Here is a 12,714-nt window from a genome sequence, read left to right as displayed (position 1 = left end):
GGCGAGGACGACGCATGAGTGATTTGAAGCCGTTCGTTGCGAAGGTCGCGGCGCGTGAGTCCCTCAGCCGGGACGATGCGCGCGCCGCCTTCGAGATCATCATGTCCGGGGCAGCGACACCCTCGCAAATCGGCGGCTTCCTCATGGCGCTCCGGGTCCGCGGCGAAACCGTCGACGAGATTGTCGGCGCCGTCGGCGCCATGCGCGCGCGGATGCTGCCGGTCGAAGCGCCGGAAGACGCGATCGACATCGTCGGGACCGGCGGCGACGGCGCGGGCACCTACAATATTTCGACGCTGGCATCGCTCATCGTCGCCGGAGCCGGCGTGCCTGTCGCAAAGCACGGTAACCGGGCGCTGAGCTCGAAATCCGGCACGGCGGACGCGCTCTCCTGCCTCGGCGTCAAGCTCGACATCGGCCCCGAAGCGATTGCCCGCTGCGTCCGCGAGGCCAGCGTCGGCTTCATGTTTGCCCAGCAGCATCATTCGGCCATGCGCCATGTCGGCCCGACCCGCGTCGAACTCGGCACGAGGACGATCTTCAACCTGCTCGGTCCTCTCTCCAATCCGGCGGGCGTCAAACGGCAGCTCGTTGGCGTCTTTGCGCCGCAATGGGTCGATCCGATTGCGGAGGTCTTGCGCGATCTCGGCTCGGAAAGCGTCTGGGTCGTCCATGGCGAAGGCCTCGACGAGATCACCACGACAGGAGTGACCAAGGTCGCGGCGCTCGAGGACGGCAAGATCAGGAGCTTCGAACTGACACCCGCCGATTTCGGCCTCGCGACGGTCGGCCTCAGCGCATTGAAAGGCGGCGACGGAGCGCATAATGCGGCGGCCCTGCAGGCGGTGCTCGATGGCGAGGAAAACGCCTATCGGGACATTTCGCTTGCGAATGCCGCCGCTTCGTTGATGATAGCGGGACGCGCCAAGGATCTCGCGGAGGGCATGGCGATTGCACGTCAATCGCTTTCGAGCGGTAATGCCAAAACCGCCCTGCAGCGCCTGATCACCGTCTCCAATGCCGCTTGAGGAGAGGATATGACGGATATTCTGCGCAAGATCGAAGCCTACAAGCGCGAGGAGATCGCCGCCGCGAAATCACGCATTCCGCTCGAAGAATTGAAGGCGCGGATCGCCGACCAATCGGCTCCGCGCGGCTTTCACGCAGCCCTTGCTGCGCGACGCCAAAAGGGCGAATTCGGTCTCATCGCCGAGATCAAGAAGGCGAGCCCTTCGAAAGGGCTGATCCGTCCGGACTTCGACCCGCCGGCGCTCGCCAAAGCCTATGCTGCGGGTGGGGCGGCCTGCCTTTCGGTCCTTACCGATACGCCGAGCTTCCAGGGTGCGCCGGAATACCTGGCGGCGGCACGCGCTGCCTCGTCGCTTCCGGCGCTCCGCAAGGACTTCATGTTCGACAGCTATCAGGTCTTCGAAGCCCGTGCCTGGGGCGCTGACTGCATCCTCTTGATCATGGCGTCGCTCGGCGACGACGACGCGCGACGCCTAGAAGACGCCGCCTTCGGAATCGGCATGGACGTCCTCATCGAGGTGCATGACGAAGAAGAAATGGAAAGGGCGCTTCGGCTCTCCTCTCCGCTCGTCGGCATCAACAATCGCAATCTCAGGACCTTCGAGGTCGATATTGCCGTTTCCGAAGTCCTGTCGCCGATGGTTCCGGCCGATCGGCTGCTCGTCGGCGAAAGCGGCATCTTCACGCATGCGGACTGCCGGCGCCTGGAAGAGAGTGGAATCACCACCTTCCTCGTCGGCGAAAGCCTGATGCGAAAGCATGACGTGGAGGCGGCGACGCGCGCGCTGTTGACCGGCGCGGACAACGCTCTGGCAGCAGAATGAGCGAACCTCGCCTCAGCCATATCGACAGCACCGGCGAAGCCAATATGGTCGATGTCGGCGACAAGGCGGAAACCGTTCGCGTTGCCGTCGCCGCAGGCTTCGTTCGAATGCGGCCGGAAACGCTCGCCTTGATCCTCGAAGGCGATGCCAAGAAGGGCGACGTCATCGGCACCGCCCGGCTTGCCGGGATCATGGCGGCCAAGCAGACGGCGAACCTGATACCGCTCTGCCACCCGCTTATGCTCACCAAAGTGTCGGTGGACATCGTTCCGGACGCGGCACTGCCGGGCCTGCGGGTGGAGGCGATGGCGAAGCTCACGGGGCGCACGGGCGTCGAGATGGAAGCGCTGACTGCCGTCAGCGTCGCCTGTCTGACGGTCTACGACATGGCCAAGGCCGCGGATCGTGAGATGGAGATCGGCGGCATCCGCCTCGTCAGCAAGTCGGGCGGCCGCTCGGGCGACTACCGCCGCGACGGAGAAAACCGCTGATGTCGCTGCTTCCGGTCGACGAGGCCCAGGCAAGGGTCCTTGCGAAGGCCCGGCCGCGCGACGAAACGGAACGGCTTGCATTGCAAGACTGCCTCGGCCGCGTTCTTGCCGCGGACACCGCCGCACGCCTCACCCACCCCGCCTTCGACAATTCGGCCATGGACGGCTATGCGGTCCGTCACGAGGATATCGCCGACATCGGTGCCGAACTCACCGTTATCGGCCAGTCCGCCGCCGGACGCGGATTTCGCGGCACGGTAGGACGCGGCGAGGCCGTTCGTATCTTTACCGGTGCACCGCTTCCAGCGGGGGCGGATACCGTCGTCCTGCAGGAAGACACGCAGGCGGTGGAAGGCGAGCGCGTTCGCACGCTCTTTACGCCCGCGAAGGGGCGCCATATCCGCTTGCGCGGCCAGGATTTCAATGCCGGAGAAGTGGCACTTGCCGGCGGTAGCCTGCTGGACGCCGGACGGCTGACGCTTGCCGCCAGCATGAACCACGAAAGCCTGCCGGTGTTTGCGCGTCCGAAGATCGCCTTTCTCGCGACCGGCGACGAATTGCTGCCACCCGGCAGCACACCCGGGCCCGACCAGATCATCGCTTCGAACACATTCGGCGTTGCCGCGATCGCACGGGAAAACGGCGCGGAAATCCTGGATCTCGGCATCGTCCCCGACGACCGAACAGCTATCGCAGCGGCCGTCGCCGCGGCGCAGTCGGTTAAGGCGGATGTGCTGGTTACGCTGGGCGGCGCCTCCGTCGGCGATCATGATCTCGTCCAGTCAACGCTTCTTGGCTGCGGCATGACGCTGGACTTCTGGCGGATCGCCATGCGCCCCGGAAAGCCGCTGATGGTGGGGGAACTCGAAGGTATGATTGTGCTCGGCCTTCCCGGCAATCCGGTCTCGAGCCTTGTCTGCGCCCTGCTGTTCCTAGAGCCCTTGACCCGCAAGCTCGCGCATCTTCCTCCGCGCTCCCGCCTGGTCACTGCCCGCCTCGCCGTCCCTCTGCCCGCCAACGACCGCCGCCAGGACTACATTCGCGCGCGCCTCTCCGTCGAACCGGATGGCTCGTTCCTGGCGGAACCGTTCTCGCGCCAGGATTCCTCCATGACCAGGGTCTTTGCGCAATCGGATGGGTTGATCGTTCGTCCACCGCAATCGCCGGCAGCCGCGCCCGGAGAAATATGTCCGGTGCTGAAACTGCGGGAACCGGCCTGAGGGCGAGCGCGGCCCGTTCGCCCTTACCTGTTACCCGGTCACACCGGGCTCTCTCCCGTGCTGCGGCTGACAAGAATCTTGTCGATGCGCCGGCCGTCCATGTCGACGACCTCGAAGCGGTAGCCGTAGGCCTCAGCGCAATCGCCCTCTTCCGGGGTCTTGCGCAGTTCGTGGACGAGAAAGCCGGCAATGGTCTCGAAATCGGCGTCCGGATCGATGCCCTCGATACCGATTTGCAGATGAATTTCATCGATCGACGTCCGGCCATCGACAAGATAGCTGCCATCTTCGCGCGTCCGGATCTGCGCGTGCTCGGCATCGTCGTAGTTCGACGGCATCACGCCGACGATAGCCTCCAGTACGTCGGCTGTGGTGATGATCCCTTCCATGCTGCCATATTCGTCGACGATCATCGCCATATCGATGGGCGAAGTCTTGAACGCCTCGAGCGCCTTCAGACAGGAAATAGTCTCCGGAAGCGTCAGAATCTCGCGGATATAAGTGCGCAGGTTGAAGGGCGGTGCCAAAGGCGCATTCAATATCTCCTTGGCAAGGACCGCTCCGATCACTTCGCCGGACGGACCTTCGACCACGGGATAGCGCGAGTGGCCGAAGTCGCGGATCTTGCGGCCGATCGTCGCCGGATCGTCCTTGACATCGATAAAGCTCACCTCTGTCCGGTGGGTCATGATCGATTTGACGCTGCGATCACCGAGGCGGATGATGCGCCGCAGCATTTCATGCTCGCTCTTCTCGATTGCGCCGCTTTCCACGCCCTCCGCCATGATCGCCTGCACTTCCTCTTCCGTCACGCGATCAAGGTCGTTCGGCCGCATGCCCATCAGGCGGATCGCGAGAGCGGCCGTAGTCTCGAAAATATACACGACCGGCGCCGTGATTCGCGAAAGCCAGGTCATCGGTGTCGCGACGAACATCGCCAGCCCTTCGGGATTGCGAAGCGCGAGCTGCTTGGGAATGAGTTCACCGATGACGACCGACAGGAAAGTGATGAGCGTGACGACGAGTGCCACCGCGACCGTATTCCCATAGGGGTTGATCCAGGCCACCTGGTCGAGCGCCGGCGCAAACTTTGCGGCTATGGTCGCGCCGCCATAGGCACCTGCCAGAATGCCGACAAGCGTAATTCCGACCTGAACTGTGGACAGGAACTTTCCGGGATCTTCGGCAAGCTTCAGCGCGCTTTCCGCACGCCGGTTCCCCTGCTTCACCATCTGGCGCAGCAACGGTTTGCTTGCCGAAACGACTGCCAATTCCGAGAGGGCAAAGAAGGCGTTGATCAGGAGGAGCAGAAAGATCACGAAGAACTCGTACATGGCCCCGCTTTACCGTTGAGGAAAGCCAGCCCGATCCCGAGCGGCTACTCTCTCCAGATAGGCCGGGATGCGGGTAAGGGCAAGATCAATGATGATGGAGCCTCTCACGCTCCCTCGCCTGTTTCGGTCTGCAATGCCTGATGGATGCGATCGCGCCCGTATCGGATCACATATTCCATCGCCTGCCGCGCGCCGGCCTCGTCCCTCTTGCCGATCTCCTCGACGATACGGATGTGATTTTGGGCAACTTCGTCGATGCCGCCTACATCGTCCGTTGGCGAACTCAGCCGGAAAATACCGACGAGAGCGGCCTCGATCAGGCTGCCGACGGTCCTAAGAAACGGATTTCCGGATGCGTCGAGGACCGAAAGATGGAACCTGAGATCCGCCTCGGCGAGAGTCTCCGCAGTATGGTTCGCATGGCTCATCGCGACCGCGAGGCGCATCATCGTGGCGATTTCCGCATCGGATGCGTTTCGCGCCGCAAGTGCGGCGGCATGGGTCTCGAAGGCAAGGCGCACTTCGCTGAGATGCTGGAGAAACTCCTCGTCCACCCCGCAGGCAAAATGCCAAGTCAGGATCTCCGCGTCGAAGAGGTTCCATTCTTTCCGGGGCGTGACACGCGTACCAATTCGGGCACGCGGAACGATCATCCCCTTGGCGGCGAGAGTCTTCATCGCTTCCCTGAGGACCGTGCGCGACACTCGGAAGCGGGCCGCCAGTTCGGGGTCGCCGGGCAAGATGCTCCCGACCGGAAACTCCCCCGATACGATCGCCCTGCCAAGTTGATCCACCACCTGTGCATGGCTCGTCCGTTTCGGCGCCCTGGATAACACGGTCTCAAGCAAGCTCTTCACCCCCTCTCCTCCCGGTCAAGCGCGCAGTTCCCCACGTCCCATCAGAAAGATCGCATATAACTCTAGATCGAATATACGATTCCCGAAAGTCTCGCGAGCAGTAGCGGGGCTATTATTGCCGCCCGCCGCAGTCGCTTTAGCACTTCGACTCGCTGCATGTCTTTGTCCGAGGTCGATTTAAGGAGAGATGCAGTAGCAAACCCCGCGTTTGAAGCGCGGGGTCTGCAGGGCAATCACGGTTGGCGGGTGCGGCTTATTGCGGCAGCTTGTCGTCGACACCCTCGACATAGAAGTTCATGCCGAGAAGCGTCGCGTCGTCCGCCGTCTCGCCTTCCTTCAGCCAAGGCGTTCCATCCTGCTTGTCGAGTGGGCCGGTGAACGGCTTCAGTTCGCCGGACCGGATCTTGGCTTCGGTTTCCTCGGCCATCGCCTTCACGTCATCGGGCATGTTCGTGTAGGGCGCCATGGTCAGGATGCCGTCCTTGAGGCCATCCCAGCTCGAGGTCGATTCCCATTTGCCATCGAGGAAGTCCTGCGTGCGCTTCACGTAATAGGCGCCCCAGGTGTCGACGATCGCCGTCAGCTGCGTCTCGGGACCGGCGGCAATCATGTCGGACGCCTGGCCGAAGGCCTTGATGCCGCGTTCGGCGGCGACCTGCATCGGCGCGGTCGTGTCGGTGTGCTGCGTGAGGATATCGACGCCCTGGTCGATCAGCGCCTTGGCGGCGTCCGCCTCCTTGCCCGGATCGAACCAGGTGTTCGCCCAGATGACCTTGATCTTGAAGTCGGGATCGACCGAACGGGCGCCGATGACGAAGGCGTTGATGCCCATCACCACTTCCGGGATGGGGAAGGACGCGATGTAGCCCGCGACGCCCTTCTCCGACATCTTGGCTGCGATCTGGCCCTGGATGTAGCGGCCTTCATAGAAGCGGCTGTTATAGGTGGCGACGTTCGGTGCGGTCTTGTAGCCGGTCGCATGTTCGAACTTCACGTCCGGGAACTTCTGCGCGACGTTGATCGTCGCATCCATGAAGCCGAAGGACGTGGTGAAGATCAGGCCGCAGCCCGAGCGTGCCATGCGCTCGATGGCGCGCTCGGCATCAGGTCCTTCCGGCACGTTTTCCAGGAACTGCGTTTCGACCTTGTCGCCGAGCTCCTTTTCGACCTGCTGGCGGCCGATGTCATGCGCCTGGGTCCAGCCGCCGTCGGTCTTGGAGCCCACATAGACGAAGCAGATCTTGGCCTTTTCCTGTGCGCTCGCGGCCGCAGCAAAGCCGAGCACCGCTGTCGTGGTTGCAAGGGCGAGGAGTAGTTTTTTCATTTTTTGACCTCTGTGGTTCGAGAATAGCCGTCTGGTTCTTGTGGTTCACCGGTCCGGCACGAACGGCTTGCCGAGCGATGCCGGCGTATTGATCAAGGTCATCCGCCGGTTGTGCGATATCAGTATGAGTACGACAATTGTCGCCACATAGGGAAGCGAAGAAAGGAATTGCGAAGGGATGCCGATGCCGAAGGCTTGCGCGTGAAGCTGGCTGATCGAGACGGCCCCGAAGAGATAGCCTCCGGCGACCACGCGCCACGGTCTCCAGGACGAAAACACCACGAGCGCCAGCGCGATCCAGCCGCGGCCGGCCGACATGTTCTCCACCCACTGCGGCGTGTAGACCAGCGAGAGCTGTGCGCCCGCAAGGCCGGCGCAGGCGCCGCCGAACAGGACCGCCAGATAGCGGGTGCGAATGACGTCGACACCAAGCGCGTGCGCCGAGGCATGGCTGTCACCGACCGCCCGCAGCTTCAGCCCGGCGCGGCTCCTGAACAGGAACCAGTGGATGCCCGCGACGATCGCGATAGAGAGATAGAAGATCGCATCCTGTCGGAAGATGAGCGGCCCGACGAAGGGGATTTCCGACAGGAGCGGAAGAGCGATCGGCTGCAGCTTGGTTCCCTGCATGCCGAGGAAGCTCTCGCCGATCATGCCCGAGGCGCCGAGGCCGAGCAGCGTCAGCGCCAGCCCCGTTGCCACCTGGTTGGCAACGAGCGTCAGCGTGAGAACGCCGAAGAGGAGCGAAAACAAAGCACCCGCAGCAATGCCGGCGACAACCCCGAGATAGGGTGAGCCGGTGATCTGGGTGGCCGCGAAGGCGCAGACCGCCCCCATGATCATCATGCCTTCGACGCCGAGATTGAGCACGCCGGACCGCTCTGCGACGAGCTCGCCGGCAGCGGCAAGCACCAGCGGCGTTGCCGCGGTGATGACGCTCAAGAGGATTGCTTCGACGATACCCATCAGTGCGCCTCATCCGTCTTGATTGCCGGAAATCTCTCCCACACCAGCCGAATGCGATAATGGATGAGCGTATCGCAGGAGAGCACGAAGAACAGCAGCAGGCCCTGGAAGACGCGCGTCGCCTTGTCCGAAACGCCGATCGAAAGCTGTGCCGCCTCGCCGCCGAGATAGGTGAGCGCAAGCACGAGCCCGGCGGCGATGATGCCGAGCGGATTGAGGCGTCCTAGGAAAGCGACGATGATTGCCGTGAAACCGTAGCCGGGCGAGATCACCGGCCGCAGTTGCTGGATTGCGCCGCTCACTTCCGCAATGCCCGCAAGCCCGGCAAGGGCGCCGGAAAAAAGCATCGAAAACCAGATCATCCTGCGGGAGGAAAAGCCGGCGAAGCGCCCGGCCCGTTCGGACTGGCCAAGGACGGTAATCTCGAAGCCGCGCAGTGTGTAACGCATCATGAACCACACGAGCAGCGCCGCAATGATGGCGAAGGCGAAACCCCAATGGGCGCGCCCAGAGGCGAGCATTTCGGGCAGGATCGCCTCGGCGGCGAACCTGCGCGTTTCGGGAAAATTCATGCCCTCCGGATTGCGCCAGGGACCGCGCACCAGCCAGTCGAGAAAGAGCTGGGCGACATAGACCAGCATCAGGCTCGTCAGGATCTCGTTGGTGTTCATATGCGCCTTTAAGAAGGCGGGTATCGCAGCGAAGAGAGCGCCGCCGATGATGCCGAAGAGAAGCATCAACGGCAGCATCAGGGGCGAGTGCCACTCATGAAAGACGACCGGAAGGATCGAACCGGCGATCGCGCCCATGATGAACTGGCCTTCGGCGCCGATATTCCAGTTGTTGGACCGGAAGCAGACCGAGAGGCCGACGCCGATCAGCATCAGCGGCGCGGCCTTGATTGCCAGCTCATGCAGCGACCACACCTCGATCAAAGGCTCGACGAAATAACTGTAAAGCGCGGTCACCGGGTTTTTGCCGAGAAGCGCGAACATGATGCCGCCGAAGACGATCGTCAGCGCGAAAGCGATGAACGGCGACAGGATTGAATAGAGCGTCGAGACCTTGGCACGCTTTTCGAGTTCAATGCGCATGTGCCGCCCCCGCACCTTCCGTCTGGCCATGAATGCCGCCCATGAGAAGGCCGATCTTTTCGCGCGAAAGTTCGCGGGCCGGATAGGCGTCGGAAATGCGCCCCTCGCTGATCACCGCGATTTCCGTCGCCACCTCGAAAATCTCGTCGAGATCCTGGCTGATCACCAGCACTGCGGAGCCCGCCTTCGCGAGATCGACCAGCGCCTGCCGGATCCGGCTTGCGGCGCCCGCATCGACGCCCCAGGTGGGCTGGTTGACGACGAGCACGGCGGGCTGCCGGTCGAGCTCGCGCCCAACGATGAATTTTTGCAGATTGCCGCCCGAAAGGGAGCCGGCCGGCGGATCCTCGCCGCTCTTGCGAACGTCCATCGCCTCGGAAATCCGCTTGGTCGCCGCCTTGATGGCGTTCTGCCGGATGATCTTCAGGAAGCCGCCGCCGAGAAAAGCGCGCCGGTCGGACTGATTGCGGGCGAGAACGAGATTGTCGGAGAGCGCGAGCGCCGGGACCGCTGCATGCCCGTGTCGCTCCTCCGGCACGAAACCGGCGCCCATCAGGCGGCGCGCATTGATGTTCTTCGTTCCGACCGGCTTTTGCCGGATCTGGACGGCATTGTTATCAGCCACGGGGTATTCGCCCGAAAGCGCATCGAAAAGCTCGCTCTGGCCGTTGCCGGCGACCCCTGCGATCGCCAGGACTTCGCCCGCCCGCACCTTGAGGCAGAGATTCTTCAGCGAGACCGCGAAGGGCGTGCGCGCGGGGACCGAGAGGTCGCTCGCCTCCAGTAGTACGTCGCCCTTGGTGCTCGTTCCCTCCGGGCTGACCGTTGCGACGTCGCTGCCGACCATCATGCGGGCGAGCGAGGCCGGCGTCTCCGCACGCGGGTCGCAGGCGCCGGTTACCCTCCCGTGCCGCAAGACCGTGGCACGGTCGCAGAGGCGCTGCACCTCCTCCAGCCGGTGGCTGATATAAAGGACGGATCGACCTTCCGATTTCAGCTTGCGCAGCGTCTCGAACAGCCGATCGGCCTCCTGCGGCGTCAGGACCGAAGTCGGCTCGTCAAGGATGATCAGTTGCGGGTTCTGCAGAAGCGCCCGGACGATCTCGATGCGCTGCCTTTCGCCGACGGAAAGGTCGGCCACATGCGCCTTCGGGTCGAGCGGCAGGCCGTAGGCATGCGAAAGCCGCGAGGCTTCCTCGGCGACCCGAGCCAGCGAAACATTCCTGTCCATAGACAGTGCGATGTTCTCCGCGACCGTCAGCGCCTCGAAAAGGGAAAAGTGCTGGAACACCATGCCGATGCCGAGCTTGCGCGCGTCACCGGGGCTCGAAATGCGGACGGCCTCGCCCCTCCACCGGATCTCGCCCGCCGTCGGCGCCAACACGCCGAACAGCATCTTCACCAGGGTCGACTTCCCTGCCCCGTTCTCGCCGAGGAGGGCGTGAATTTCTCCGGGTTCTATCTGCAGATCGATCGCGCTGCAGGCGGCGAACGAGCCGAAGAATTTCGTCAGGTTGCGCACGGCCAGCAACGGGCCGCTCGCATTTGCTCCCTTTACAGGCACTCTGCCCTCTTTCCCCTCAACTCCCGGCCCGTTTTGGCAACGCTCAGGGAATCAGCAATGTCGTTCCACTCGTTCTTCTTGATTCGAGATCCGTATGCGCACGGCCAGCCTCGGCGAGCGGATAGGTCTGATTGATATTGATACGCACTTTGTTGCTTTGCACAACATCAAACAGGGAATTTGCACATGCCTCCAGCGCGGGCCTCGTCGCGATGTAGCCGAAGAGGGTCGGCCGGGTGGCAAAGAGCGATCCCTTCTGCGCCAGGATGCCGATATTGAACGCATCCACCGGCCCGGAGGAATTGCCGAAGCTGACCCACATGCCGCGCGGCTTGATACAGTCGAGCGAGGCCGGAAAGGTATCGCGGCCGACCGAGTCGTACACGACGTCGACGCCCCGGCCCCCCGTCAGCTCCCTCACGCGTTCGACGAAATTCTCGGTATTGTAGTTGATGACATGGTCGTAACCGTGGGCGAGCGCCAGCTCGATCTTCTCCTGCGATCCCGCCGTACCGATCACGATCGCACCGAGCGCTTTCGCCCATTGGCCGGCAATCAGGCCGACGCCGCCGGCGGCCGCGTGAAAGAGCAGTGCCGTCTCCGGACCGACCTGGAAGGTCTGGTTCAGGAGATATTGCGCGGTCATGCCCTTGAGCATCATCGCGGCGGCTGTCTCCAGGCTGATGCCGTCTGGAACCTTGACGAGTTGCGAAGCCTCGACGTTGCGTTCACTTGCATAGGCGCCATCCGCGGAGGCGTAGGCCACCCGGTCGCCGACCGCAAAGAGCCTGACGCCGTCGCCGACGGCCGTGATGATCCCGGCGCCCTCCTTGCCCGGAACAAAAGGCAGACCCGTGGCCGACTTGTAGAGCCCGGTGCGGAAATAGACATCGATGAAGTTCAGGCCGATCGCCACCTGGCGGATCTGCACCTCTCCCGGCCCGGGCGGCGCCAGCGTCACGCCTTCCATCTTCAGAACTTCCGGTCCGCCGAGCTCGCGGACTACGATCGCCTGTGCCATGACCAACTCCTAAACACGCCCAAGATTAGGGAACAGCTGCAGAATGAAACCGATGACGTAGAGATAGATGCCGGTCGCCACCACTCCGACGACCACCCAGGGCGGCGTTTCGAAATGCAGCAGCAGCGCATACATGCCGAGCACCGACCAGACGAGGAAGACGCCGAGATTGAGCGGCCTCAGCCTTTGCACCCGCACCGGATGCAGGAAATTGACCGGCAGGAAGGTCAGCACTACAGACAGGAAAACAACAATGGATGCAGTTATTTCGCTAGCCTGGATCACAAACAGGGTGAAGACGACCATGTTCCAGACGACGGGGAATCCGGAGAAGAAATATTCATCCGTCTTCATGCCCATGTCGGCGTAGTAGATGGCACTCGAAACCACGATGGCTCCGGCCGCGACAAAGGACCAGGGCTCGCCGATCATGCCGCTCTGGTAGAGCGCGAAGGCCGGCAGCAGGACGTAGGTCACGTAATCGATGACATTGTCGAGCGTGTCGCCCGACCAGTTCGGCAGGACTTCCTTGACCTGTACCTTGCGCGCAATGGGGCCATCGATGCCGTCGACGAGCAGGGCCAGGCCGAGCCACCAGAACATGTCGATAAAGCGATGCTCGGCCGCCGCCACGACGCCGAGAAAAGCCAGGAACGATCCGGACGCCGTCAGGATATGCACGGAGAAGGCCCGGATTTCGGCGTAGGGAACGCGTCTGTAGTTGAAGAATTTCATTTGTGAATGCCGCCCAGTCCCTCATTTCGACCCTTGCCGGAGCCGTCGCTGCCCGACAGGCGGTAATATGCACCCTTTGCGGGGCGCCGCCAGCAAAATTAAACGGAGTCAAGCCCGGGGAGGGAATTGTCCTGTGGACATGCGAGAAACCGGTCTGCGCCAATTGAGCCCATTTATTTCAATAGGCTAACGGAGTAGAACAAACCCGTTGTGGAGAATTGGGGCGGGCAACCGCTCGGACAAAGAGGTCTCGTC

12 protein-coding genes are annotated in these 12,714 nt (G+C 62.8%); 4 read left to right on the top strand and 8 right to left on the bottom strand.

What is annotated here, in order from left to right; translation table 11 throughout:
• Positions 1-14 precede the first annotated feature (14 nt).
• The 4 genes from trpD to SJ05684_RS06975 are packed head-to-tail and all read left to right on the top strand — an operon-like array spanning position 15 to position 3,564.
• Complete coding sequence (gene trpD / locus SJ05684_RS06990; protein WP_034857416.1) at positions 15-1,028, top strand: anthranilate phosphoribosyltransferase; 1,014 nt, start codon at positions 15-17, stop codon at positions 1,026-1,028.
• A 9-nt stretch (positions 1,029-1,037) separates the two neighbouring features.
• Positions 1,038-1,853, top strand: a complete 816-nt coding sequence (gene trpC / locus SJ05684_RS06985; RefSeq protein WP_034857417.1) for an indole-3-glycerol phosphate synthase TrpC — start codon at positions 1,038-1,040, stop codon at positions 1,851-1,853.
• Positions 1,850-2,344 (top strand): cyclic pyranopterin monophosphate synthase MoaC, encoded by a 495-nt coding sequence (moaC, locus tag SJ05684_RS06980; RefSeq protein WP_034857418.1) that lies wholly within the window; start codon positions 1,850-1,852, stop codon positions 2,342-2,344. The genes trpC and moaC overlap by 4 nt, the downstream gene beginning before the upstream one ends.
• Entirely contained in the window at positions 2,344-3,564 is a 1,221-nt protein-coding gene (locus SJ05684_RS06975) for a molybdopterin molybdotransferase MoeA (protein WP_034857419.1), read from the top strand. Before moaC ends, SJ05684_RS06975 begins: the two co-directional genes overlap by 1 nt.
• Positions 3,565-3,602: 38 nt before the next feature.
• Here the strand turns inward: SJ05684_RS06975 and SJ05684_RS06970 are convergent, their stop codons facing one another.
• From SJ05684_RS06970 to pcsA, 8 genes are all read right to left on the bottom strand, one after another.
• Positions 3,603-4,898, bottom strand: coding sequence for a hemolysin family protein (locus tag SJ05684_RS06970; RefSeq protein ID WP_034857420.1), 1,296 nt, complete (start codon positions 4,896-4,898; stop codon positions 3,603-3,605).
• A 104-nt stretch (positions 4,899-5,002) separates the two neighbouring features.
• Complete coding sequence (locus SJ05684_RS06965; RefSeq protein WP_034857421.1) at positions 5,003-5,755, bottom strand: FadR/GntR family transcriptional regulator; 753 nt, start codon at positions 5,753-5,755, stop codon at positions 5,003-5,005.
• A 253-nt stretch (positions 5,756-6,008) separates the two neighbouring features.
• Positions 6,009-7,079 (bottom strand): BMP family ABC transporter substrate-binding protein, encoded by a 1,071-nt coding sequence (locus SJ05684_RS06960; RefSeq protein ID WP_034857422.1) that lies wholly within the window; start codon positions 7,077-7,079, stop codon positions 6,009-6,011.
• Between the two features lie 45 nt (positions 7,080-7,124).
• Entirely contained in the window at positions 7,125-8,045 is a 921-nt protein-coding gene (locus tag SJ05684_RS06955; protein WP_034857423.1) for an ABC transporter permease, read from the bottom strand.
• Positions 8,045-9,139, bottom strand: coding sequence for an ABC transporter permease (locus tag SJ05684_RS06950; protein ID WP_034857424.1), 1,095 nt, complete (start codon positions 9,137-9,139; stop codon positions 8,045-8,047). The genes SJ05684_RS06955 and SJ05684_RS06950 overlap by 1 nt, the downstream gene beginning before the upstream one ends.
• Positions 9,129-10,703 (bottom strand): ABC transporter ATP-binding protein, encoded by a 1,575-nt coding sequence (locus tag SJ05684_RS06945; protein WP_034857426.1) that lies wholly within the window; start codon positions 10,701-10,703, stop codon positions 9,129-9,131. The genes SJ05684_RS06950 and SJ05684_RS06945 overlap by 11 nt, the downstream gene beginning before the upstream one ends.
• Positions 10,704-10,746: 43 nt before the next feature.
• Positions 10,747-11,724: a quinone oxidoreductase family protein gene (locus SJ05684_RS06940; RefSeq protein ID WP_034857427.1), complete on the bottom strand. Its 978-nt coding sequence runs from the start codon at positions 11,722-11,724 to the stop codon at positions 10,747-10,749.
• Positions 11,725-11,733: 9 nt separating this feature from the next.
• Positions 11,734-12,459: a phosphatidylcholine synthase gene (gene pcsA / locus SJ05684_RS06935; protein ID WP_034857428.1), complete on the bottom strand. Its 726-nt coding sequence runs from the start codon at positions 12,457-12,459 to the stop codon at positions 11,734-11,736.
• Positions 12,460-12,714: the final 255 nt, after the last annotated feature.

Source organism: Sinorhizobium sojae CCBAU 05684 (assembly GCF_002288525.1).
In the GTDB taxonomy this organism is placed as follows: Bacteria; Pseudomonadota; Alphaproteobacteria; order Rhizobiales; family Rhizobiaceae; genus Sinorhizobium; species Sinorhizobium sojae.
This window is presented reverse-complemented; position numbering and strand designations above follow the sequence as displayed.